We start from the raw sequence: 23,590 nt of genomic DNA on the forward strand, positions 1-23,590 counted from the left end.
ACAATGTCAGGCTGGCCCCGAGACCCGCTCTTTATCGAAAGCGTCAGCTCAAAGGGCCAAAAAACGATATAGGTCTCCGGACGGCCTCTTGCGATATCGGACCGTCATCTCGGTCAGAAGCAATGCTTGCATGAGCGTTGTGGCCCGAAAAGAGCGTTTTATTCCAGATGCTTATAGAAGGACGTTAAGGTTTTAGAGGAGCGCTCTGGGCGGAATGCTGCACGCTGGGGAGAGCAGGGACGCTCGATGATTGACAGCAAGCCCAGGTTTTGCGACCCGCGCCCGGCGCACGATGCTGCGCGGTGAGATTAAGCCATTTCGCGCGGCAGCAAGAGCCGCATCAAACGGCCTTTGCCTGCTTCGATGTCAGCCGGTCCATTGTCGCAGGTGATCTCGGCAAAGGCGCAGGTCGGCATGCCGGCCCTTAGCCGATCGATCGCCTCTTGATCCTCGCGCACCGCGCTCATGGTGAATTCCTCGATCATCGGATTGTGGCCTACAATGAGGACCGTATGCGCTTCCGGGGCGGATTTGATGGCGGAAAGATAGGCATCAGACCCTTGGGCGTAGAGTTCGTCGAGCCATTCAGTCTTACCGATGGATTGGAACCCGGGCGCAACGAGGTCGAGGGTCGAGCGGGCCCGCGTTGCCGTGGATGAGAAGGCGATATCCAGCGAAAGGCACTCGCTTGCCAGGACTCGCCCCAACTGCTCCGCATCGTCCTTTCCGCGCTCGTCGAGCGGGCGATGATGGTCACGCTGGCCGGGAAGCGCCCAGGAGGAATGAGCGTGACGCAAGACGAAGAGGCGGTAGGGCGCGACATCCATGGACAAAGCCAATAGGCCGAAGCGGCCGATTGAGCAATCGGAAAGGCGGTTCGGTTTACGCTGCGGCGAACGCCCAAAGGGCGGGACGATTCGCGTTGAAGTCCAGGCAATTTCCGTGCCGAACTTGCTCAAGGCTTGCGCAGCCATGCACGCCGGATAGCCACAAAGTGGGGCGCTGAGTCGAAAATCTCGGCACTTCAACGGGTTAGGAAGAAAGCAATTTATTCGAATGCGGCATCATTGTGCTTGTCTGAGACAAGGAGCGCGGATATAAGCCGCGGCACTCGACATAGGAGATACCGAGATGAGTGAGCTTCTCGATACTGCAACTGCCTTGTCGGATGACGGTCCATTCATGAATGATCGTCAGAAGGAGTATTTTCGGCGCAAGCTCCTCGCTTGGAAAACCGATATTCTCCGTGAATCCCGCGAAACTCTTGAAGCACTCGCCAATGAGAGCTCCAATCTCGCCGATGCCGCCGACCGGGCATCGTCCGAGACTGATCGCTCGATCGAGTTGAGGGCCCGTGATCGCCAGCGCAAGCTCGTCTCCAAGATCGATTCCGCCCTTCAGCGGATCGAGGACGGCACCTATGGCTATTGCGAGGAAACGGGCGAGCCGATCAGCTTGAAGCGTCTCGACGCCCGGCCGATCGCGACGCTTTCGCTCGAAGCCCAGGAGCGCCATGAGCGCCGCGAAAAGATCTACCGGGACGAATAAGGCTGAAAAAGAAGAGCCCCGCGCGGCCTTCGCGCGAGGCAGATCATAGCAAAGACTCAATCGCGCTTTGCGACCAACTTTTGGAGCCGACATGCGTCTGCGAACGGAAAGCGTTCGTGACGTCCATTGATCCAAAGCGCCCTTAAGGGCGGCCTCGGCCATGACGCGATTTGAACGGATCGGCACGGGAATTTCTCGCGCCTTTATCAGCCGCTCCTTGAGTCAGACGCTTTCGATCCTCGCTCCACGCCGAGGAGAAGCGGCATATGAAGATGCCGCCCCTTTCGCTCTTCCAATCGCTTAATAGTCGATCACGTCTTCCAGCGCGTAATGTTTGACGCTCTTCCGGTTCGCAATGAGCTGGTCGATTGTCGGTTCGCCCTTCATCGCGCGGGAGATGGCGAGCTTCGTTGCCTCGTAATTGGTGCGATAGAGATCGGCCTTGTCGAGATTCTCGTCTTCGGCGCAGCGCGGATCGAGCCATATCGTCACGATCATGCAGATGTCGTCGACAATGTCCTTCGGGATCACCCCTTCGATGACGCTGTCGAGGATCGCATCGCCCGTTGCCGCCTGAACGACGCCGCCGAGAAGTTCGACATATTCGCCCGTGTGGATGGTGGCTTTTGTGGTCATCATGGTCGCGGGGCGGACCATTTGGTTGAGATCGCGAACGACGAACATGCGGGTGTGACCGACCGTCTGGCCGAGCATGCCGGCAAAGGCGTGGCCCACTGGACCCTTCACCGAGCCGATGACGATTTCGGGCATGGCGTCCGTCGCCTGGCCCTCGGCGGCGAGAACCGTCGCTTCCCCCGTGCGGAATATGATTTCAGTCATGGCGGGCTCCAACTCCTCTGGCTCGCGCAATGGTGAGAAGGGTCCATCGAAGAAGCCCTTGTTGCCGGCCCATGCCACAGAAGCGAAACGGCGGGGAGAGGGTTGAAACGAAGCGGCTTGAAAAAAACTGGAACGCACTGGGCTTTGCCCGCGCCGGACGATCGTCTAAGAGGCGCCCTCCTCATCGAACGTCCCAGGGAAAGCCAGCCGCCATGACCCGTTTCGCCGGTCTCGATTTCGGCACGACCAATTCGACCCTCGCCTTAAGTGCACGCGGGACTGCGCCCGCCCTCGTGCCGATGGAGGGCGATCATCTCACCATTCCTTCGGCTCTGTTCTTCTCCTTCGAGGATGGCGAGACCTATTTCGGGCGCGCCGCCGTCTTCGAATATCGCGACGGCGCCGAAGGCCGATTCATGCGGGCCTTGAAACAGGTGCTCGGCTCCAAACTGATGGAGGAGACGACCCAGATTGGCCGCGAACGCTGGAGCTTCGAAGCGCTGATCGGGCGCTTCTTGAGCGAGATGCGGCAAAGATTGGCCCGGCATCTGGGATCGGAATCAATGCCCGAGGCGGTCGTGCTCGGCCGGCCAGTCCGTTTCGTCGACGACAATGATGCTGCCGACCGCGCGGCCGAGGACCAACTGCGGGCTGCGGCCAAGGCGCAAGGCTTCCACCATATCGAGTTTCAATATGAGCCGGTGGCCGCCGCGCTCACCCATGAAGCCCATGTTACCAAAGAAGAATTGGCGCTCGTCGTCGATATCGGCGGCGGTACGTCGGACTTCACCCTCGTGCGCCTGTCGCCAGAAGCGGCGGGCGAGACCGGCAAGCGAGGCTCGGACATTCTGGCAACCTCGGGCGTCCATGTGGGCGGAACGGATTTCGACCGTGTTCTGTCGATCGCCGAAGTCATGCCGGAGTTCGGGCTCGGCTCCTGGACTGTGGATCGTAAGCGCCAATTGCCGGTCTGGTATTTCAATGACATGGCGACCTGGCATCGGATCAATCTGCTCTATTCGCCGAAGATCCGCCGCGATGTGGACGCTTTGCGCAAGGAGGCGGAGGAACCGGCCAAGCTCGAACGTTACGCCCATCTTCTCGATGCGCGCTCCGGCCATCGGCTGATGGGTGCGGTCGAGCAGGCGAAGATCGCGCTCACCGACGAGAGCCTCGCGAAGGTCGCGCTGATCGAGCCGGGGCTTCGCTTCGAGCAGCCTGTGACGCGGGATGCATTCAACACAGCCAATAGCGAGCTCGTCACGCGGATCGTCGGGGCGATCGACGATTGTCTCCGGCTCGCCTCGATCGACAAAGAGGCGGTCGAGACCCTAATCCTGACGGGCGGCGGTGCCCAGGTTCCGGCCGTCTTGGGCGCCGCGACAGCGCGCTTTCCGCATGCCGCCGTGGTTCAGGCGGATCGTTTCGGCGCCGTCGGCCTCGGTCTTGCCATCGACGCGGCGCGGCGCTTCAGCTGAAACGCCCCTCCATCTGCGCGATCTGCCGAGTCATTTGCAGGAAACGATCGCGCAGTCGGGCTTCGAGCCCGGCTGTGAAGCGCGGATATTCTTCAAGCAGGCGCCGGAAGAGCGGACGCCCGATTCGAAGGAGGTCGACCTCGGTCTCTGCTCGCGCCGTCGCGGGCCTGCGAGTATCGGTGATCAGGGCCATCTCGCCGATCAGTGTGCCGGGACCATAGGCGCCAACAATTTTCGGTGGATCGTCATAGCCGCGCGCCAGAACGACCGTCCCCGCTGCAACAACGAAGCCGGCATCGGCGACGGCCGACTCTCGAAAGATCGTCTCGCCAGGTCGAAAATGTCGATGCTCGGCGCCAAAGGCGATCAGCCGAAGCGCGTCGTCATCGAGATCGTCGAAAAGCGGAACCGAACTTAATAGGGCAATATCATCGGCGAGGCTCATCGCTTCGCCTTTTCGGTCTGTCCGCTCTCAAAAGGTTCGATACGCTTAAGGTACGAGCTTGTAGCCGCCGCCTTCTGTGACGAGCAGTCGTGCATTCGAGGGATCGGGTTCGATCTTCTGGCGCAGGCGATAGACATGGGTCTCCAGCGTATGGGTCGTCACGCCAGAATTGTAGCCCCAAACCTCCTCCAGCAGAATATCCCGGGTGATAACCTGTCGATCCGCACGATAGAGGAAACGTATGATCGCCGTTTCCTTCTCGGTCAGCCTAATCTTCCCGCCCTTTTCGTCGATCAGAAGCTTCTGGCTTGGCTTGAACGTATAGGGGCCCACGCGGAAGGTGGCATCCTCGCTCTGCTCATGCTGGCGAAGCTGGGCGCGGATGCGCGCCAGCAGAACCGCAAAGCGGAAGGGTTTCGTCACATAATCGTTGGCCCCGGCCTCGAGACCGAGAATCGTGTCGGCATCGGCGTCGTTGCCGGTGAGGATCACGATCGGCGCCTTGAAGCCGCTCTTGCGCAAGACCTTGACGGCTTCGCGCCCGTCCATGTCCGGAAGGCCGATATCGATCACCAAAAGGTCGATGAGGCCGGCGCGGGCGGCCTGGATGCCGCTGGATGCCGACCCTTCCTGCAACACGTTGAACTCCTCATGGAGATCGAGTTGCTCGGCGAGGGTTTGCCTCAGATCGTCGTCGTCGTCGACAATAAGAATGGTCCGCTGGTTCATGCGTCTTTCGTCGTCTGTCGGCGGGCCCTATGCGTCCGTCGACCGCGTGGCCGGGCCTATGATCTCTTTCTCTTGACAAACATAGGCGCGAGTTTTGCGCCGACAATCGGACCTTTAGGCGGGAATGGGTCGAAGATGCAGAAAAAATCCTCTCTCGAGATCGTCGTTCGGCGTTCGGCGCTCGATAAACGGCGTGGAATCATCGTTGCGGGACCCTTGCGTCTGCCCTGCGCCCTGGGACGAACGGGGACGACGATCTTCAAGCGGGAAGGCGATGGTGCATCGCCGGTCGCAAGTTTGCCACTTCTATCTGCGAGGCATCGAAGAGACCGGATGGTGCGTCCGCGCGCGCTGCTGCCGATCCGCCAGACCCGCTCGGGCGATGGCTGGTGCGACTCCTCGTCTCATCCCGCTTATAACCGGCCCGTCCGCTTTCCCTTCGAAGCCAGCGCGGAAACCATGATGCGCGACGATCGTCTCTATGACTTCGTCGTCATCCTCGATTGGAATGTAACCTCTCGCGCACGCAATCGCGGCAGCGCAATCTTCCTCCACATCGCCAAGCCGGGCTATCCGCCAACGGCCGGCTGCGTCGCCGTCTCGCCCAAGGACATGCTGCGGCTCGGGCCGTTTCTTCGTCGAAAAGCCCGTCTGACGATCAAGCGGTGATGTCTTGGGACTCATGTTCGATCGAGACATCATGCAACTCTTCCGCCCTTAGAACGGTTTCAAACGAAATCGCACTGACAGCGATCGGCCGAGCGGCCCTGCAGTTTGCCATCCATCGCTCGCTTTGCCGATCTGCGAAGGGAGATGTCATGGACCGCAGCGAGAACACCGATCGCCCGAAGATCGAGCCCTATGACGAGCCGACCGGCGGATGGGGCTCGGTGAAATCGCTCGTCGAGAAGTCGGCCCAGGAAGGTCTCTTGGCCTCGACCGTCTGGGCGACGATGCAGCACCAGAACAAACCCGATGGCTATCAGTGCGTCTCCTGTTCCTGGGCCAAGCCTGCCGACCCTAAGCCCTTCGAATATTGCGAGAACGGCGCCAAGGCGACGATGTGGGAGATCACGCCCAAGCGGTGCGATCGGGACTTCTTCGCCAAACACCGGGTCAGCGAACTTCTTGAATGGAGCGACCATGACCTTGAGAAGCAGGGGCGGCTGACGACGCCCATGAAATACGATGGCACGCTCGATCAATATGTGCCGATCAAATGGTCCGACGCCTTTGCGGAGATCGCGGAGGAATTGAACGGCCTCGATCCGAGGTCGGTTGTCTTCTACGTCTCGGGCCGCGCCTCGCTCGAAGCCTCCCATATGTGGCAGCTCTTCACGCGCATCTACGGTTCGAACAATCTCCCCGATTCCTCGAACATGTGCCACGAATCGACCTCGGTTGGCCTGCCGGAGTCGATCGGTTCGCCGGTCGGAACCGTGACGCTCGCCGATTTCGACACCTGCGACATGATGTTCTTCTTCGGCCACAACACCGGCACCAATGCGCCCCGCCTGCTGCATTGGGTGCAAAAGGCCCGCCAGCGCGGCGCGCCGGTCATCACCTTCAACCCGCTTCAAGAGCGGGGGCTGATGCGGTTCAAGAGCCCGCAAAGCCCGGTCGAGATGCTCTCGCCCGGTGAGGGCACGAAGATGTCGAGCGACTACTACCAGCTGAAGGGTGGCGGCGACATCGCGGCCATGACCGGGATCGCCAAAGCCGTCTTCGCGCTGGACGACGAGGCCAAAGCCAAGGGCGGAAAACGTGTTCTCGACGTCGAGTTTATCGAACAGCACGGCCATGGCTTCGAAGCCTTCGAGCGCTTCGTCCGCGATGCCGATTGGGGCGAGATCGAGCGCTGCTCGGGGCTTGCCAGAACCGATCTCGAACATGTCGGCCGGGTCTACTCCCAGGCGAGCCGGGTGATCGGCAATTATGGAATGGGCCTTACCCAGCATCGGCATGGGATCGAGAACGTCCATATGCTGTGCAACCTTCTCCTCATGCGCGGCATGATGGGAAAGGAGGGGGCCGGCATCTCGCCGATCCGAGGTCATTCCAATGTCCAGGGCCAGCGAACGGTTGGCATCACCGAAAAACCCGAGCTGATCCCGGTCGAGAAGTTCGAGGAGTTCTACGGCTTCACGGTTCCAAAGGAGAAAGGGCTCGATACGGTCGAGGCCTGCGAAGGCTTGCTTAAAGGCGAGGTGAAGGGCTTCGTCTGCCTCGGCGGCAATTTCTCCCGCGCGGTGCCGGATACGCGGCGCGTCGAAGAGGCGTGGCGGAAGATGCGCCTGAACGTCCAGATTTCGACTAAGCTCAACCGCAACCATCTGCTGACGGCAGAAAAGACTTACATCCTGCCCTGTCTCGGCCGACTTGAACGGCATCTGGAAAACGGGGTTGAGCAGACCGTCTCCGTCGAAGATTCAACCGCCTGCATTCATGCTTCCTTCGGAACGACCGAGCCAGCCTCGAAGGAGCTTCTCTCCGAGCCTCGGATCGTCGCCGAGCTCGCCAAGGCGACGGTGCCAGGCAAATCGACGGTTCCTTGGGACGAATGGGTGGGCGACTATTCGAAGGTTCGCGATGCGATCGAGCGCGCCTATCCGGCGGATTTCAAGGACTACAATCAGCGGATGGGGACGCCCGGAGGCTTTCACCGGGATATCGGGGCGTCGAAGCGCGAATGGCGGACCGAGACGGGCAAAGCGAACTTCCTCGTTCCAGAGGGCTTCGACGTTGATCCCGACATCGACACGAGACCGTCGGACGTCTTGAAACTCCTAACCGTCAGGTCGAACGACCAGTTCAACACGACAATCTATGGCTATGATGACCGGCTTCGCGGCGTAAAGGGCACGCGCATGGTCATCCTCATGAACGAAGAAGACATGAAGCGGCTCGGCCTCAGCGATCAGGACCGCGTCGATCTCGAAACCTATGCCGATGATGGTGTAACGCGAAGAGTCGAGGACTACCGGGTCCACGCCTGGTCCGTCCCGAAGGGCGATTGTGCGGGCTATTATCCCGAACTCAACGAACTGATTCCGCTTTGGCACCATTCGCGAAGGGCGCATGTGCCGGCGGCCAAGTCCGTTCCGATCAAGGTGATTAAGCGGGCGGCGGCCTCTTAGTGGTTAGCTCTCGGCGATCGCCACATTATAAGACAGGTTTATCAAGCGGGATATAACGAGCGCTTGGCACTCAAAGGTTTGGCGCTGACTTTCATCGAACGCGTCGTGCTCGGGCTCCGGCCCGAGCACCCAGTGCACCAATGAGGCCGCTTTTTCGTCGGCGTCTCTGGATTCTCGGCACGGTGGCCGAGAATGATGAAGCGTCGAGGGGCTCGGCACTACTATCAAGTCGTCGTCTGCGTTCGAGCATCGTGTCATGAAGTGTGGACTATCGGTTCGCAAAGGTTGGTACCCTCGCATCAGCCCTTCTCCATCATCCGCAATTCCTTCGAGGCGAGATCATAAAAAGACACTGAAGACGCAGGCTTGGGCGAGGAGAACCATCAACCAGTGACCGCCATCGATCAGGGGAAGGTCCCAGCCAAAGCCTTGAAAACGGGTATTGACGATGAGGGTCGTTGCGACGAATCCGGTCCAGAGCAGAACCGCGACCCATAGGGCTTCGAGAAGCGCGACAATTTCGCCATGTTGGAGGATCGAGGCGAATACGATGGCCATCACGAATTCGCAGACCAAGGTCATGACGAAGATGCCGAAATGCGGCTCGCTCATTTCCGAACCGAGCCGAGCCGCCCTGCGCCAGAAATGACCGAGCGCAACGTACCAGATCGTTCCGACCACCATCGAAGCCACCGTCGCCAACGCGACGGCGAACAGATCGACCGATCCAATCCCCATTGAATATGCCCCTGTGATCCCCAGTGGCGGACAATGCGTTGCACTGCGGAAGAGGTCAATATTGGGAGAGGCCGAGCATCTTCAGGTTGTGGGCGCTTTCCACTGGAAGACGCCGCATTCGCGAAGGGTTATGCCCTCGATCTCTTTGGAAACCGGCACATTGTAGCTGGTGATCTGGCGAACGGACTCACGGGGCAAATAGGAGCGGAATGGATCACCGATCAGGATTTCTATCCCTTCTGCGGTGAGTCGATCGAACCAAGGCGCAAGGCGGTCCGCCATATTCCGGTCATAAAAGACGTCGCCGGCCAGGAGGATGTCGGTTTCGAGCGTCCGGCCGACGATATCGTCCCCTTCGAAGGCAATGCGAACCGCATTGAGATCCGCATTCAGCTTGGACGCGCTGCGCGCCCAAGGATCGATGTCGGCTGCTGTGACATGGGAAGCACCCGCCATCGCGGCCGCAATCGCGACGAGGCCGGAGGCCGAGGCGAAATCGGTCACAATTCGCCCCGCCACGATGTCCGCTCGATCGAGGATGAAGCGCGCCAGGCCTTGGCCGCCGCCCCAGGGAAAGGCCCAGAAGGGCGGGGCGAGATCAAGCGCGTCGAGATCATCCTGCGTCTTGTGCCAAAGCGCGTGGACATCCGATGCGAGATGAAGGCGCACCTCCTCGACGAAGGCAACGGGCTCGGGCGCCGTGTTATCCAGAATGAAGGCCGCACGGGCCGCATCTGTCCATCTCATTCCTGAACCTCGGTGAGGCGTGCGGCGATGCCGCCGGCAGCGAGGCAGAATAGCGAGAAGATGCCGAGAACCAAGGCAGGCCCGAAGACATCGGCGAGGAAGCCGAAGGTGCCCATGGCCACGAGGACGACGCCGATCGTCGTATTGGAGACGGCCGTATAGATCGCGCGATCCTCCGCTCGCGCCATGTCGGTCAGATGAATTTTTCGGCCCTGACGCACGCCCTGATAGGACAGCATAAGGACGAAGAAAGCAAAGGGTGCTGCGATCGGCCACCAAGAGGCGGTCGACGGCAGGCTTGCAAGAAGCGCGGCGATGGCCAGAACGAGAAATCCAGCAAGGGCTGACAGGATCAACACCTTGCGGCTCGACCGGTCGGACAGGGTGCCCCAGACATAAGAGCCAAGGATCGCGGCAAGCGCCGAGGCGACGACGAAGGAGCCGAGCGTACCCAACGCCCGTTCGCCGTCTTCTCCCGCTGAGAGGAGGAGATAAGGCGGGGCGAGCGCCGTTGCCGTCAACAAAGCTCGGCTCGCGACGAAAAGACGGAATTCCTGATCCGCGAAGGTCGTCCGCCCGTCCTCGACCATCGCTTTCCATCCGTTTCGCGCACCGTCATTCGCCCCGGCCTCTTCGACGAGGCCGGAAAAAGTGAAGGCGGCCAGGGCAAAGAGAGCGGCCGCGACACCGAGCCCGAAAAGGAGAACGGGCGTCTCGACAGGAAGCAGGCCGAATGCGAGCGCGATGCCATAGGCGAGAACGATTGCTGCGGCAAAAGAGCCGGCAGCACCGCTGACGGCCCCTCGGCGGGTCTTGGAAACTGTCTTCCCCAAGACGTCCTTATAAGAGACCGATGCAAGCGATCGGCCGAGGGCGAAGATCGCAAGCAGCGCGACGACGGCCCAGCCGGCGCTTGCACCTGTCAGCGTCAGAAGCGCTGCGATCATGACGACGATCGCCAGCGCTTCGATCGCGGTTCCAAAACTCCAGACCCATTTGCGCCGGGCCATGGCACGAACTCGGTGGGCCACGAGGATCTGCGGAAGGAGTGCCAAAGCCTCGCGAACCGGGACGAGAAAGCCGATCGCGGCGCTGGGTGCGCCGACCGATTGCAGGAGAAAGGGCAGAACGAGTTTGGGGTCGAGTAAGCCGTCGGCGGTTTTCGTCGCCGTCAGGCTGATGAGATGCAGCCCGGCATTCTTCGGCTGCTCGCGGCAAGCTTCATCGGGGATATCGCGACAGACTCGGTTTTCCTCGTCGCCGAAGAAAACATCGCCAATTTGATCCACCACCGACATGAAGACTCCCACATCTCATCGAGAGGCAGGAGTCTGGAATAATTCTAAACAGCTTCAACTGCGACAATTTGGCGAGAATGGGCGCTTTGCCCATTCCCGCCGCGGCGGGGTGCTCAGGCCTGTTTGACCCGATCACTCTCACCTTGCAGCTGATCGATCAGCTTGCTCGCCTCCGCCTTATCGAGATCGGGATTGAATTCGTGTCCGGTCTCTTCGCAAAGCGTCTTGAGATAGGACGCCTGAGCACCGGTCATAGGCTCACCGCCCGTCGTCCAGGTGTCGGGGTCTTTTTCCGCGTTAGACGGGGCGTCGACCTTGGGTGTCGCATCGGACATGAGATGAACTCCGAAATTGGCTTTGTTCATCAAATGTTCTGAGAGAGCAATCGTTCCCGACCGTGGTTCGAAAGGACGGGCGCCTCGATCGAAGCGCCTCGTCCTTTCAATCATCAAGGTCGTCGCCGAGCCCTTTCACCGCTCAGCAGAAAGGCCTCTCAGCCGCCATCCGACCAAGTCGTGCGATACAGATCGAGCCGGCGGTCGCGGAAGTTACGAACAGAGCCCTCATAACGCGCCCAGGCGAGCGTCGCGAGATTGAGGTCGGCGACCGTCACCATCTCCACATTCTCGGAAGCCTCCGCAGCGATGCCGTCGCGGGCGAAGGGGAAGTCGCAAGGGGTGAAGATACCGGATTGGGCGTATTCGATGTCGAGATTGTCCACATTGCCGAGATTGCCCGTCATGCCCGATGTGACGACATAGCACTGGTTCTCGATCGCCCGCGCCTGACAGCAATAGCGCACTCGGAGATAGCCGTGGCGCGTATCGGTGTTGAAGGGCACGAAAAGAATCCGCGCACCCTGGTCGCAGAGCCGGCGGCCGATCTCGGGGAATTCGGAATCATAGCAGATCATGATGCCGATCGGTCCGCAGTCGGTCTCGATCACGTCGATCGGATCGCCGCCCTGGATTTGCCAATAGGTTCGCTCGTTGGGCGTCGGATGGATCTTTTCGCGCGCATGAACCGAGCCGTCGCGCAGGAAGGCATAGCCGACATTCTGAATGTCGCCGTCATCGGTCTCTGTGGCGTGGCTGCCGCCGATGATGTTGATGTTGCGCCGGATCGCCATCTGGGTCAGCCGTTCGACGAATTCGGGCGTGTGTTCCGTCAGGCGCCGGATCGCGGCGTCGGGCTTCAGCTCTTCCGGCTCGCAGGAGAGAAGCATCAGCGTGAAGAGCTCCGGGAAGACGACGAAATCGGCGTCATATTCCGATGAGACTTCGACGAAATATTCGACGGCCTTATAGAAGTCGTCCGGCTTTTCGATGGTTCGCGCCTGCATTTGAACGGTCGCGATTCGCACCACGTCGGGATTGCCTCGGTTGACCGGCTGCTCCTCGCGCTGGGGATCGTAATAGGGATTGCGCCAGACCATCAGAATGCCGTAGCCGCCCGAGGCCGTGTCCGCTGGATAGTAGTTCTTGAGGAGGCGCAGCGGCTCGAAACCAGCCTTCAGATGGAAGCTCGCGACGGGATCGCGGATCTCGCTACGCTTGACCGCCTCCAGATAGTCTTCGGGCGAGTCGAACTTCTTCGCATTACGCTTCCAGCCAGGCATGCGCCCGCCGAAGGCAATGCCTTTCAGGTGAAGGTCTTGGGCAAGACGGCGGCGAGCGTCGTAAAGGCGTTTGCCGATCCTGAGGCGCCGCTTGTCGGGATCGACGCAGACCTCCATCCCATAAAGCCAGTCACCCTTGCGGTCGTGCATGGCCGCATAGCCGCCACCGGTGACCTCGGCCCAGCTATGCTGGGCCAGCGCCTTGCGCTCCTTCAGCATCATCGTCGCGGCATAGCCGACGATCTCGCCCTCATAGGCGACGACGAACTGGCCTTCGGGGAAGGCCGACAACTGACCGAGGATCATACCGCGCGTATAGGGCGCTTCGTCGCGAAACACCTTGGAGGAGAGCGCGATGATCGCGTCGACATCTTTCTTATCCGCGACGCGGACTTCGATCTTCGGGGGCGCGTGTTCGTCAGCCATGCGGGTCGTTTTGGTCCTTCATCCTGCGTCTCTTTTCCCGATGCGGGCGAGCCCTGGTGCAAGCGGGATAGTGGGATTTAGGTGGCTGACCTCTATACGCAAGGCGCGCTCGCTCCGCCTTTCGCTACCTCGATCGGACCACCGATGCCGGCGAGAAGCGTCTTCATAGCCTCTCGATGATCTCTTCCCGTCCAGACCCGGCAGAGGAGAGTGTCTGGAACTGGTTTGCCAGGGCCTCGACGATGCCGTCGGTTTCGTCGATCACCAGCGGTCGCACCTGACTTGCCCGATGCAGGAAGCCTTCCTCGGCCATATGCTCGACCAACCGCGAGAAAGGCTCCCAGAATCCGTTGAGGTTGGCGATGACGATCGGCTTCTCATGTCGCCCGAGCTGGGACCAGGTCATGATCTCGACAAGCTCTTCCAGCGTCCCGATGCCGCCGGGTAGCGCGACGAAGCCATCGGACCGCTCGAACATCAGGTGCTTTCGCTCATGCATGTTCTCAGTGACGATCAACTCGTCGAGACCTTTAAGCTCGCGTTCCGTCGCTTCCATATCGATGAGAAAGCGCGGGATGATCCCGGTGACGGCCCCGCCGGCCTCTTTGACGCCGTTCGCCACGGCACCCATGATTCCCTTGGTGCCGCCGCCATAGACTAGGCGCCAGTCCGCTTCGGCGATCGCCCGGCCAAGCGCGCGACCTTCGGCCACATATGATGGATCGCGGCCGGAGGACGAGCCGCAATAGACGCAAATGGATCGAATCGTTTTCATGGGTCCGACAGTCGGATGCGGGATGAGCAAAATCAAGACTGTCGCTGATGCGCTGCAACAAGGCGGTCAGGCCCATCCGATGATCCTCTGGGCGTGCCGCCAACCAAAGGCGCTCCATTCAGGATCGTCTTCTGACATCCTCTTGATCTTTGGGCGCTTCGACCGAGTTCAGAATGGCTGCGGCGCTCCTGCAAATCGCGGATGCATTTCCGAGACAATGCGCTCAGACGGCTCGGAAAGGCGGGGAGGTCGCGGCATCATGCGCCAGGGTTTGACGATATGAAAATCGCTTCTCGGAACCGCGAAATGGATCGGCCCGCATGCGAATTCTCTGGCTAACGCTCGGTTATGTCGCTCTTCTTCTCGGACTTGCCGGAGTCGTTCTGCCGCTCGTTCCGACGACGCCCTTTCTGATCCTTAGCGCCTTCGCTTTTTCGAAGGGCTCGCCGCGGCTGGAGCGCTGGCTGGTCGATCATCCGCGTTTTGGACCGCCGATCAGGGATTGGCGCGAGGAGAGGGCGCTCAGCCGGCGTGCGAAATGGCTTGCCTCCATCGTCATGGCCGTGACGCTCGTGGGCGGCATCCTCGCCCGGCTCTCCACGACGATCCTTCTCGTGCAGGCCGTGATCTTCTGCGCCGTGGCACTGTTTTTGTGGACGCGGCCTGAGCCACTCCGTTCGGCTCGGTAACGCAACCGGGCAAAGCAACGAGGGCGTTGTCTCGACAAAATGAGAGCGGGGCCGGACGAATGCCCGACCCCGCTTCGAATAGGGTTCAGATCAAGGGTGATCCCTCAGACGACGCGCGGCGCTCCCGAGCGTGTCGAACGTTTAGCAACAACCATCGGTGTCGTCTTCGAAGGGAAGTCGGCGCGCTCGCGCACTGCGGCGCGCAATCGGTCGCGCATCAAGGGCGTCGTACGCTCAATGCCGTTTTGGCGTGCCTGCATGACCGCCCGGCGAAAGACTTCCGCCTCGGAATCCGCTTGAATCACGCGCTTGCAACCCGGAATGATACCGGTGCAGTCGAGTTCATACATGAGTTCAGTCCTCCCGATCATCGTTTTCTTATCGAAACGATAACGCGGACAGGATGCATGGCGTTCGACCAAAGTCGAATAACTTTTATGTCACGGCCACTTAACCAGAGGCGGCATGGAGGAGAGGATCGATTCCACATTGCCTCCTGTCTTGAGTCCGAAGAGCGTTCCGCGATCGTAAAGGAGGTTGTATTCCACATATCGTCCGCGACGCACGAGCTGTTCGTCGCGGTCCGCTTCGGTGAAAGGCAGATCGACATTCTGCTTCACGATATGCGGATAGACCACGATGAAGGCCTTGCCGACGTCGCGCGTGAAGGCGAAATCGGCGTTCCAGCCGCCGGCCTCGTCGGGCGAATGGAGCCAATCATAAAAGATGCCGCCGATGCCGCGCATTTCGTTGCGATGGGGCAGGAAGAAATACTCGTCGCACCAGGCTTTGTATTTCTGATAATCGGCAACGGCGGAATGGCGGTCGCAGACGAATTGCAGCGCCTTATGAAAAGCGCGGGCATCCGGGTCGCTCTGAGTGCGGCGCTTTTCGAGTGTGGGTGTCAGATCGGCGCCGCCCCCGAACCATTGGCGCGTCGTCACCACCATGCGCGTATTCATATGAACGGCCGGCACATTGGGATTGCGCATGTGCGCGATCAGCGAAATACCGGACGCCCAGAAGCGGGGATCGGATTCGGCGCCGGGAATTTGTTTGCGGAATTCCTCGGAGAACTCCCCGAAGACGGTCGAGGTGTGAACGCCGACCTTTTCGAAGACACGGCCATGCATCATCGACATGACGCCGCCGCCGCCATCGCCCTCGCGTGACCAAGCTTTGCGTTCGAAGCGGCCTGGCTCAAGGCCGGTCGAGGCACCATGCTGGGCCTCCAGATCCTCGAACACGGCGCAGATTCGGTCTCTCAGCGCTTCGAACCACGCTTGAGCCGTCGCCTTCTTCGTCTCGATGTCGTCCGGCAGCCCTTCGGGCAGGTTCGGCCGTTCCATGCGCCTCGCAATCCCCCGTCATCTTGGCAATCGGTGTCGAAAGGTCTGTCCCATATGGGACTGGTCCCACCCCTTCGTAACCGGTTGTTCACCATGGGGATGGCACTTGGCGCCCGCTCTGGCAATCGAAACTTGGGCGATTGCGCTCGAGGCGTCATCGCAGCGCCCGTCCGGTTTTCCGATTCGCAATCCAGCGTGCCAGGCCCTATTCTCCAGTCGCGTCTATCAGGTGCGGCAGCAAACGGAACCCTGCTCATGGCTCGTCCGAACCATCCTCCGCTCGACGGCCTTCGCCGCCAACTCGGCCGGGTGCGGAGCGCATGCGAAGCGCCGACGGACAGTTTCGTGCGCGAGACCTTCCGGCTGCCGCGCGAGGCGGCCCGCGATAAAGCGCGAGAGTGGTTCGAGCGCTATCCCAGACAAGCCTATTGGACGCAGGTCGAGAGCTGGAGGATGCTCGACGACGATGCGGTCGAATTCACCATGCGGCGTCTTCCAACTGCTGACTGAGCCGTTCTCGTCTCTGACGCTGACATCCATCAAGATAGCGGAGATGCAAACGTCAGCCGCCGGGCAGGGGGCTCGCGTGATTTTTGCAAGCGAGGAGGACTTCTGTGAAGCCTGAGGTGAGCGAACACGCCGCGCCCGAAGACGGGGTCCGGCGCAAATCCGTCGTTCCGGTCATTTGCTATCCCGTCGATGGCCTCGCCCAGCCGGATATTTCCGCCTATCGTAAGGCGCGCGAGGGTTGGACGAAGGTCGAGGAGCTTCTCGTACCTGCTCGCGACGCACGCTGCTTTTCAGTGCCGGCCGGTTCCTTCTTCCGGGTCGTCAGTGTCGAAGGTCCGCAAGTCGGTGATCTCGATCTTTTCTCGGCCATCGATCCGACTGAGCGCTTCTATTCCGGCAAGACCCGCGCGTTGCACGGCACCCATCTGTCGACGGGCGACCGGCTCTGGTCGAGTTTTCCGCATTTTCGACCCATGGCGACGATCACCGAGGACACGCTCGATTGGTATGGCTTCGACGCCTTCGGGGGATCGGTCCATGACGTGATAGGGACGCGCTGCGATCCCTATACCCACAAGCTTTTGTCCGGGGACGACTATCACCACTGCTGCCATTCCAATCTGACGCGGGCGCTCGCCGCTCATCTGAAACAGCCGACCGATGCGGTCGAGCATCTCGTCCACGACGTTCTCAATGTTTTCATGTGCACCGGCTTCACCCGCGACACCGGGCAGTATTTCATGAAGGCGAGCCCCGTCCGACCGGGCGATTTCCTGGAATTCTTCGCCGAAATCGACCTTGTTGGCGCCCTTTCCGCCTGTCCCGGCGGTGATTGCGGCCAGGAACATTCGAGCGATGTGGCGGCCTGCCATCCGCTTCTGATCGAAATCTACCGGCCGGCCGAACAGCCCGTGGGATGGCGCACATCGGAAAAAAGCGCCTATGGTCGCGGGCATGGCCTCTAAACATGTCGTTCTTTCCGGCTGCTCCGGTGGCGGAAAGTCTACGCTTTTGGAGGAACTTTCGCACCGTGGCTTTCCGACGGTGGACGAGCCGGGACGCCGGATCGTTGACGAAGAGCAGCGGGGAAACGGCGCGGCGCTGCCTTGGGTCGATCTCGCAAAATTTGCCGAGCGAGCCTTGAGGCTTGCGGCCGAAGACCGCGAGCGGATGTCCGGGGAGACGGGATGGGTCTTCTTCGATCGCGGTCTCGTCGACGCAGCGGTCGCTCTCGCCTTTGCCGGCGGAGACGATGTCACTGATCGTCTCGCGCCCTTCGATCCCTATCATCGTCTTGTTTTCATGACGCCGCCCTGGCCGGAGATCTATCAGACCGATGATGCCCGACGGCATGATCTGGGCGAGGCGGTTGCCGAATATGATCGGCTCATCACCGCCTATGCCGCTCTCGGCTACGAAGCCGTCGTCTTGCCCAAATTTAGCGTGGCGGAGCGGGCGGATTTTCTCTTGGCCGCCCTGCGTTGACGATCTCCGGGTCTCTTTCGAGCATGTTCGCCGAAGCGCATTGAGGCTTCGGTCGATCGCGCCCTACAGCGCGTTCTGCACCGCGATATAGGCGCCATAGACGACGAGCATGCTGGCGCCGACCAGCCGGCCGATCCGATCACGATACCAGAGGAAGAGGGCGGCAAGCGCCGAGATTGCCAGCATGATCGGCCCATCCATATAAGCGAAGCGTTCGGCCACCGGGATTGGAGCGATCAAGGCTGTAATGCCGAGGATGCAAAGCACGTTGAAGATCCCCGAGCCGACCACATTCGCCAGAACAACTTCAGCCTCGCGCTTCACAGCGGCGACAAGGGCGGTGGCAAGTTCGGGAAGCGATGTCCCGATGGCGACGATGGTGAGGCCGATGACCGCTTCGGAGACGCCGAAATCGCGGGCGATGCCGGTCGCGCCGGTCACCAACAGTCTTGCGCCAAAGACGAGCGCGGCAATGCCGCCCAGAACGGCAAGGCCCGCAATCAAAGGCTTCTCGGTGAGGCCGCCGGCCTCAGCGCCTGGAACCACGTCCGCCTCGTCCAACGTGCCTTGCGCGAGCTTGCGCCGCCGACGCTCCGCAAAGACCGAGTAGCCGAGATAGGCAGTGAGGCCCGCGACCAGCGCTAGCCCTGACAAGCGACCGATCTCCCCGGTCAGGAAGAGCGCGCAGGCAAAAGCCGCGCTGGCGACCACAACGACAAGGTCGCGGCGAAGCGAGCGGTCCGTATTCGCGACCGGAGCGATCGCCGCTGCGAGGCCGATGACCAGGAGAACATTGGCGATGTTCGAGCCGACGACATTGCCGATGGAGATGTCCGGCGCGCCGTCCAGTGCCGCTTGGAGAGAGACGAGCAATTCCGGCGCGCTCGTTCCGAACCCAACGATGACCAAGCCGACGATCAGCTTCGAAATGCCCATCCGTTCGGCGATTGCGACGCTACCGCGCACCAGCGCCTCGCCGCCAAAGAAAAGTAGAACGAGGCCGGCAATGACGTAAGCGCTGTCGACGAGCATTAAGATCGGGTCTCCTGACAAGAGGCGGGATCGGTTTCAGTCGAGATGGTGTGCCCGATTGAAATTGTCAGCCCCATCTCACCCGTGCTCACGCCGATTTTGGCCGCAGGGGTGGATTGCCGCTCTGCACGTTCATGCGCAGGGCCGCGACCAAAGCGTCTGGCGCAAGGCCTCGCCGGCAGCCATCCCGGACGAGACGGCGAGGTTCAAAGAGCGCGCGCCGGTCTGCATCGGGATCAGGAGCCGAGCGTCGGCGCGCTCATGAACATGATCGGGAACGCCTGCGCTCTCCCGGCCGAACAAGAGAATGTCGGTCTCTTCGAAGGCAAAATCCGTATAGGCGTCAGCCGCCTTCGTCGTGAAGAGAATGAGGCGGCGGCCTTGCGTCTCCCTCGCCATTTCGAAGGCCTCGAAGTCGAGGTGTCGCAGGAGAGCGGCGCGTTCGAGATAGTCGAGCCCGGCGCGTCTCAAATTACGGTCCGAAAGGTCGAAGCCGGCCGGCTCTATGATTTCGACAGCGATCCCGAGACAGGCGCCCAGCCTGAGGATCGTGCCGGTATTGCCCGCAATGTCAGGCTGATAAAGCGCGATAGAAATCGGCATTCGATGGTCCGTCGATAGGGGGCGACAAGGTGCCGGCTGATCCAGACTGGTTTGGCATCGAGCCAGCAAGGCGATTGAACGACGAGGCTACGAAGGCGCGGACTGGTGATCACACGAGCGTGCGCCTGATAGACGGACCGTCTGATGCCATGGGATCGTCTTGGAGAGAACCTATATGCGGTCCCAAGCGCAAGCGACGGGCCGGCTTCAAGGCCCGCCGTTCTTTCGGCGTCGGAACTTTCGGGCCTTTTGCGCTCGTTGGTTTCTGCGCCCCACCAAACCTATGATCGGCAGAGTTTTGATGTTCGGTTTCTTCGAACGGATGGTTGACCCGTTTCCCGATACGCCCGTGGCCGCGCCGCCGACGCGCTCGCTCGGCTCCTTCGTCTGGCATTTTGCCAAGCCGTTCTGGCCGCAGCTTCTGGTCCTTGCGGTGACGACGGCGATCTTCTCCTTTATCGAAGTGTCGCTCTTCTCGTTCCTGGGCGACATCGTCGATTGGTTCGCCTCGTCCGATCCCGAGAGCTTTCTCATCGATCGGACCTGGGAACTCGTCGGACTCGGCATTCTGATCCTGGTCGTCATGCCGGCGATCCAGCTATTTGACGGGCTGATCAATTTCCAGTCGGTCTTCGGCAATCTGCCGATGCGCTTCCGATATCAGATGCATCGCTGGCTCCTCGGCCATTCGGTCGCCTTCTTCCAGGACGAATTCGCTGGCCGGGTTTCCCAGAAGCTGATGCAGACGGCGCTTGCGGTGCGCGAGGTCATCGTCAAATCGATCGACGTCTTTCTCTATGTGGCGGTCTATTTCACCGGCATCCTGCTCGTCGTAGCGGCCTCGGACTGGCAAATGGCCTTGCCCTTCGTGGGCTGGCTCGCGCTTTACGCCGTGATTCTGCGCTATTTCATTCCGCGACTCGACCGGGTTTCGGAAGCGCAGGCCGATGCGCGGGCCGAAATGACCGGCCGCGTCGTCGATGCTTATTCGAACATCCAGACCGTGAAACTTTTCGCCCATACGCGGCGAGAGGCCGATTATGCGCGCGCCTCGATGCGCATCTTCCTCAATCCGGTCTATGGCCAGGCGCGTCTCGTCACCCTGTTCGTGACCTCGCTGCAGACGATCAATTCGCTGCTGCTCTTCGCCGTCGGCGCGCTCGGCATCTTTCTATGGACCGACGGTCTGGTGAGCGCCGGTGCGATCGCCGCCGCCCTCGGGCTCGTCCTGCGCATTCATGGCATGAGCCAATGGATCATGTGGGAAGTCTCGGCTTTGTTCGAGAATATCGGCACGATCCGAGACGGGATGTCGACTTTCGAGCTGCCTCACCAGGTGGTCGACAAACGCAAGGCCGAGCCCCTGCCTGTCGAGAAAGGGGAAATCCGCTTCGACAAGGTCACCTTCCATTATGGCAAGGAGGGTGGCGTCCTGCAGGATTTCGACCTGACCGTGAAGCCGGGCGAGAAGATCGGATTGGTTGGCCGGTCGGGCGCCGGCAAGTCGACCATCCTCAATCTTCTTCTGCGCTTTCACGACGTGGAGGGCGGGCGCATTCTGATCGACGGACGAGACATTTCCTCCGTGCCGCAGGACGAATTGCGCGAGAAGATCGGCATGGTGACCCAGGACACCTCGCTCCTGCATCGTTCCATCCGCGAGAACATCCTCTATGGCCGCCCGGATGCCGGGGACGATGCGGTGATGCGCGCGGTGCGCGACGCCAAGGCCGAAGACTTCATCGCCGAACTGGTCGACCGGGATGGCCGCTCGGGCCTCGATGCCGAAGTGGGCGAGCGCGGCGTGAAGCTCTCCGGCGGCCAGCGCCAGCGCATTGCGATCGCGCGGGTGATGCTGAAGGATGCGCCGATCCTCCTCCTCGACGAGGCGACGAGTGCACTCGATTCGGAAGTCGAAGCGGCGATCTCCGACAACCTCTACCGCCTCATGGAGAACAAGACCGTCATCGCCGTCGCTCATCGTCTGTCGACGATCGCCGCGCTCGACCGGCTGATCGTGCTCGATAAGGGGCGGATCGTCGAGGAGGGCAGCCACGCCGATCTCGTCGCCAAGGGTGGGCTCTATGCCCAGCTCTGGGAGCGCCAGGCAGGCGGCTTCCTGCTTCAGTCCGAGCCTGAGGAGACGGGCGCATTGAGGGCGGCCGAATGATGGACCGGCTGCTCCAACGCTTCGAGACCATCCTCGACCCATTCGAAGACGAGGGAGAGGCGCCGGAGGATCGTGCCGTCAACCGGTCGGGCCATCTCGACCCATTGCCCGACGAGACCAACCGTTTCATCTGGCATTTCGCCAAACAGGCCAAGTGGCCGCTCATCGGCCTTCTCGTCACGGGCGGTCTGACCGGTCTTGTCGAGGCGATCATGTTCACCGGCGTCGGTTGGCTGGTCGATGCGATGGAAAGCTCGTCGCCGGCCACCTTTATCGCTGAGAACTTCTGGCTTGTCGCAGGGCTCGCCTTCCTCACCCTGATCGGCCGGGCGATCGTGCTCTTCGCCAGCTCGGTTCTCGAGGAGCAGGTGATTTCGCCGAGCTTCTACAACCGCATCCGCTGGCAGAGCTATCGGCGCGTCATGGAGCAGGCCTATGCCTTCTTCCAGAACGATTTTGCGGGCCGCATCGCCCAAAAGGTGCAGCAGGCGGGACAGGCGACCGGCGACTTCATCACCACGGTTCTCCAGACCTTCTGGTCCTTCGTCACCTTCATCATCCTGACGATATCGATCCTCGGCGCCATCGACTGGCGCATGTCGCTGGTGCTCGCCGTCTGGTCGCTCGGCTATGTCTGGATCGTGCGCAATCTCCTGCCGAAGATCCGCGAATATGGCCGGGCCTCGGCCGACGCGCGCTCCGTGGTATCGGGCCGGGTCGTCGACAGTTTCACCAATATTCTCGCGGTCAAACTCTTCGATTCGACCCGGCGCGAGGATCAGTTCGTCAAGGACGGTTTTCGTCGGCTCGTCGACGCCACCCGCCGCACCACCCGCGCCCTGACGACCGTCCGCACCACGGTCGCCGTCTTGAACGGCCTGATGATGACCGGGGTCGGCTGGGTGGCCATCGCCGGCTGGCAGGCCGGCACAATCACCTCCGGCGGGGTCGCAGCCGCGCTCGGCCTTGTTCTCCGGCTCAATCAGATGTCCGGCTGGATGATGTTCAACATCAACGGTCTCGTCCGCAATTATGGGACCATCCAGGACGCGGTGGGAACAATCACGCGCTTGCCGACGCTCATTGACCGGGCTGAAGCCGAACCACTTGAGGTGACCATGGGGGAAATCCGCTATGACGGCGTCACCTTCCACTATGGCAAGGGTGGCGGCGTCATCGACCATCTCGACCTTACCATCCGGGCCGGTGAAAAGGTCGGGCTGGTCGGCCGCTCTGGCGCGGGCAAGACGACCCTCGTCAATCTCTTGCTGCGGCTCTACGACGTCGAGGGCGGGCGGATCACCATCGACGGTCAGGACATCGCCGAGATGACTCAGGCCTCCTTGCGCTCGGCGATCGGCGTCGTGACCCAGGACACCGCGCTCCTGCATCGCTCGATCCGCGACAACATTGCATTCGGCCGACCGAGCGCGACCGACGAGGAGGTGTTCGCCGCTGCCCGCCGGGCCAATGCAGATGGTTTCATCCCCACTCTTCGCGATCCGAAGGGGCGGACCGGCTATGAGGCGACGGTCGGCGAGCGCGGCATCAAACTCTCCGGCGGCCAGCGCCAGCGCATCGCGATCGCCCGTGTTCTTTTGAAGGACGCGCCGATCCTCATTCTGGACGAAGCGACGAGCGCACTCGATTCGGAGGTCGAAGCGGCGATCCAGGACAATCTCGCCACGATGATGGAGGGCAAGACCGTCATCGTCATCGCCCATCGCCTGTCGACCATTGCGGCGCTGGACAGGCTCATCGTGCTCGACGAGGGGCGGATCGTGGAGGAGGGGCGCCACGCCGATCTTGTCGCCAAGGGCGGGCTTTATGCCGATCTCTGGCATCGGCAATCCGGCGGATTTCTGGGTGGGGAGCAAGAGGTCGAGGCAGCCGAGTAGCGCGAGACCTGCTCGCGCTCTTATCGCCCGCCCGGGCTCGGATTCCAGCTGGATCGTGGTGATTCTCGCCGGTCG

At 61.2% G+C, this 23,590-nt stretch carries 24 protein-coding genes; 10 read left to right on the forward strand and 14 right to left on the reverse strand.

Going from position 1 to position 23,590, the window contains the following annotated elements:
- Positions 1-308: 308 nt before the first annotated feature.
- On the reverse strand, positions 309-827 hold the full coding sequence (locus tag B9A15_RS09895; RefSeq protein ID WP_170923236.1) for a SixA phosphatase family protein: 519 nt from the start codon (positions 825-827) through the stop codon (positions 309-311).
- Between the two features lie 304 nt (positions 828-1,131).
- Here B9A15_RS09895 and dksA point away from each other — a divergent pair, with 304 nt between their 5' ends.
- On the forward strand, positions 1,132-1,548 hold the full coding sequence (gene dksA, locus B9A15_RS09900) for an RNA polymerase-binding protein DksA (RefSeq protein ID WP_084409897.1): 417 nt from the start codon (positions 1,132-1,134) through the stop codon (positions 1,546-1,548).
- A 300-nt stretch (positions 1,549-1,848) separates the two neighbouring features.
- Here dksA and fae read toward each other — a convergent pair whose 3' ends face one another.
- The gene (fae, locus tag B9A15_RS09905) at positions 1,849-2,388 is read right to left on the reverse strand and encodes a formaldehyde-activating enzyme (RefSeq protein WP_084409978.1); all 540 of its coding nucleotides are present in this window, start codon (positions 2,386-2,388) and stop codon (positions 1,849-1,851) included.
- Positions 2,389-2,600: 212 nt separating this feature from the next.
- On the opposite strand from fae, the gene B9A15_RS09910 reads away from it, so the two are divergent.
- Positions 2,601-3,866, forward strand: coding sequence for an Hsp70 family protein (locus B9A15_RS09910; protein ID WP_084409898.1), 1,266 nt, complete (start codon positions 2,601-2,603; stop codon positions 3,864-3,866).
- Here B9A15_RS09910 and B9A15_RS09915 read toward each other — a convergent pair.
- Together B9A15_RS09915 and B9A15_RS09920 are read right to left on the reverse strand one after the other, a co-directional pair.
- Positions 3,859-4,311 carry a cyclic nucleotide-binding domain-containing protein gene (locus B9A15_RS09915; protein WP_084409899.1) on the reverse strand — a complete coding sequence of 151 codons (453 nt, stop codon included), beginning with the start codon at positions 4,309-4,311 and terminating at the stop codon, positions 3,859-3,861. The genes B9A15_RS09910 and B9A15_RS09915 overlap by 8 nt on opposite strands.
- A gap of 45 nt (positions 4,312-4,356) precedes the next feature.
- Positions 4,357-5,040: a response regulator transcription factor gene (locus B9A15_RS09920; RefSeq protein ID WP_084409900.1), complete on the reverse strand. Its 684-nt coding sequence runs from the start codon at positions 5,038-5,040 to the stop codon at positions 4,357-4,359.
- 135 nt (positions 5,041-5,175) lie between these two features.
- On the opposite strand from B9A15_RS09920, the gene B9A15_RS09925 reads away from it, so the two are divergent.
- Both B9A15_RS09925 and B9A15_RS09930 read left to right on the forward strand, forming a co-directional pair.
- Entirely contained in the window at positions 5,176-5,709 is a 534-nt protein-coding gene (locus B9A15_RS09925) for a L,D-transpeptidase family protein (protein WP_084409901.1), read from the forward strand.
- A gap of 149 nt (positions 5,710-5,858) precedes the next feature.
- Positions 5,859-8,177 carry an FdhF/YdeP family oxidoreductase gene (locus B9A15_RS09930; protein ID WP_084409902.1) on the forward strand — a complete coding sequence of 773 codons (2,319 nt, stop codon included), beginning with the start codon at positions 5,859-5,861 and terminating at the stop codon, positions 8,175-8,177.
- A gap of 339 nt (positions 8,178-8,516) precedes the next feature.
- On the opposite strand, the gene B9A15_RS09935 is transcribed toward B9A15_RS09930, so the two are convergent.
- From B9A15_RS09935 to B9A15_RS09960, 6 genes are all read right to left on the reverse strand, one after another.
- Complete coding sequence (locus B9A15_RS09935; RefSeq protein WP_084409903.1) at positions 8,517-8,915, reverse strand: DUF1761 domain-containing protein; 399 nt, start codon at positions 8,913-8,915, stop codon at positions 8,517-8,519.
- 81 nt (positions 8,916-8,996) lie between these two features.
- Positions 8,997-9,662, reverse strand: coding sequence for a class I SAM-dependent methyltransferase (locus B9A15_RS09940; protein WP_084409904.1), 666 nt, complete (start codon positions 9,660-9,662; stop codon positions 8,997-8,999).
- Positions 9,659-10,960, reverse strand: a complete 1,302-nt coding sequence (locus B9A15_RS09945) for an MFS transporter (RefSeq protein WP_084409905.1) — start codon at positions 10,958-10,960, stop codon at positions 9,659-9,661. Before B9A15_RS09945 ends, B9A15_RS09940 begins: the two co-directional genes overlap by 4 nt.
- 113 nt (positions 10,961-11,073) lie before the next feature.
- Positions 11,074-11,295, reverse strand: coding sequence for a DUF3072 domain-containing protein (locus tag B9A15_RS09950; RefSeq protein ID WP_084409979.1), 222 nt, complete (start codon positions 11,293-11,295; stop codon positions 11,074-11,076).
- Between the two features lie 158 nt (positions 11,296-11,453).
- A complete protein-coding gene (locus tag B9A15_RS09955) occupies positions 11,454-13,004 on the reverse strand; it encodes a bifunctional GNAT family N-acetyltransferase/carbon-nitrogen hydrolase family protein (protein ID WP_084409906.1) in 1,551 nt (516 codons plus the stop codon).
- 163 nt (positions 13,005-13,167) lie between these two features.
- Entirely contained in the window at positions 13,168-13,779 is a 612-nt protein-coding gene (locus B9A15_RS09960) for an LOG family protein (RefSeq protein WP_084409980.1), read from the reverse strand.
- Positions 13,780-14,099: 320 nt separating this feature from the next.
- Between B9A15_RS09960 and B9A15_RS09965 the strand changes: the two genes are divergently transcribed.
- Positions 14,100-14,468, forward strand: a complete 369-nt coding sequence (locus B9A15_RS09965; RefSeq protein ID WP_084409907.1) for a YbaN family protein — start codon at positions 14,100-14,102, stop codon at positions 14,466-14,468.
- Positions 14,469-14,572: 104 nt separating this feature from the next.
- Here the strand turns inward: B9A15_RS09965 and B9A15_RS09970 are convergent, their stop codons facing one another.
- A complete protein-coding gene (locus tag B9A15_RS09970; RefSeq protein WP_084409908.1) occupies positions 14,573-14,818 on the reverse strand; it encodes a DUF1059 domain-containing protein in 246 nt (81 codons plus the stop codon).
- Positions 14,819-14,908: 90 nt separating this feature from the next.
- Positions 14,909-15,817 carry an oxygen-dependent coproporphyrinogen oxidase gene (gene hemF / locus B9A15_RS09975; protein WP_084409909.1) on the reverse strand — a complete coding sequence of 303 codons (909 nt, stop codon included), beginning with the start codon at positions 15,815-15,817 and terminating at the stop codon, positions 14,909-14,911.
- A 255-nt stretch (positions 15,818-16,072) separates the two neighbouring features.
- Between hemF and B9A15_RS09980 the strand changes: the two genes are divergently transcribed.
- From B9A15_RS09980 to B9A15_RS09990, 3 genes are all read left to right on the forward strand, one after another.
- Positions 16,073-16,327 carry a hypothetical protein gene (locus tag B9A15_RS09980; protein WP_084409910.1) on the forward strand — a complete coding sequence of 85 codons (255 nt, stop codon included), beginning with the start codon at positions 16,073-16,075 and terminating at the stop codon, positions 16,325-16,327.
- Between the two features lie 104 nt (positions 16,328-16,431).
- Entirely contained in the window at positions 16,432-17,292 is an 861-nt protein-coding gene (locus tag B9A15_RS09985) for an urea carboxylase-associated family protein (RefSeq protein WP_084409911.1), read from the forward strand.
- Positions 17,282-17,812 (forward strand): AAA family ATPase, encoded by a 531-nt coding sequence (locus B9A15_RS09990; protein ID WP_210190494.1) that lies wholly within the window; start codon positions 17,282-17,284, stop codon positions 17,810-17,812. The genes B9A15_RS09985 and B9A15_RS09990 overlap by 11 nt, the downstream gene beginning before the upstream one ends.
- Positions 17,813-17,875: 63 nt before the next feature.
- Here B9A15_RS09990 and B9A15_RS09995 read toward each other — a convergent pair whose 3' ends face one another.
- Complete coding sequence (locus B9A15_RS09995; RefSeq protein WP_084409913.1) at positions 17,876-18,844, reverse strand: calcium/sodium antiporter; 969 nt, start codon at positions 18,842-18,844, stop codon at positions 17,876-17,878.
- A 132-nt stretch (positions 18,845-18,976) separates the two neighbouring features.
- Positions 18,977-19,447, reverse strand: a complete 471-nt coding sequence (locus tag B9A15_RS10000) for a tRNA (cytidine(34)-2'-O)-methyltransferase (RefSeq protein ID WP_084409914.1) — start codon at positions 19,445-19,447, stop codon at positions 18,977-18,979.
- A gap of 301 nt (positions 19,448-19,748) precedes the next feature.
- Here B9A15_RS10000 and B9A15_RS10005 point away from each other — a divergent pair, with 301 nt between their 5' ends.
- Positions 19,749-21,617 carry an ABC transporter ATP-binding protein gene (locus B9A15_RS10005; protein WP_084409915.1) on the forward strand — a complete coding sequence of 623 codons (1,869 nt, stop codon included), beginning with the start codon at positions 19,749-19,751 and terminating at the stop codon, positions 21,615-21,617.
- Positions 21,614-23,515, forward strand: coding sequence for an ABC transporter ATP-binding protein (locus B9A15_RS10010; protein ID WP_084409916.1), 1,902 nt, complete (start codon positions 21,614-21,616; stop codon positions 23,513-23,515). The genes B9A15_RS10005 and B9A15_RS10010 overlap by 4 nt, the downstream gene beginning before the upstream one ends.
- Positions 23,516-23,590 lie beyond the last annotated feature (75 nt).

It is taken from the genome of Fulvimarina manganoxydans (assembly GCF_900176465.1).
GTDB lineage: Bacteria > Pseudomonadota > Alphaproteobacteria > Rhizobiales > Rhizobiaceae > Fulvimarina > Fulvimarina manganoxydans.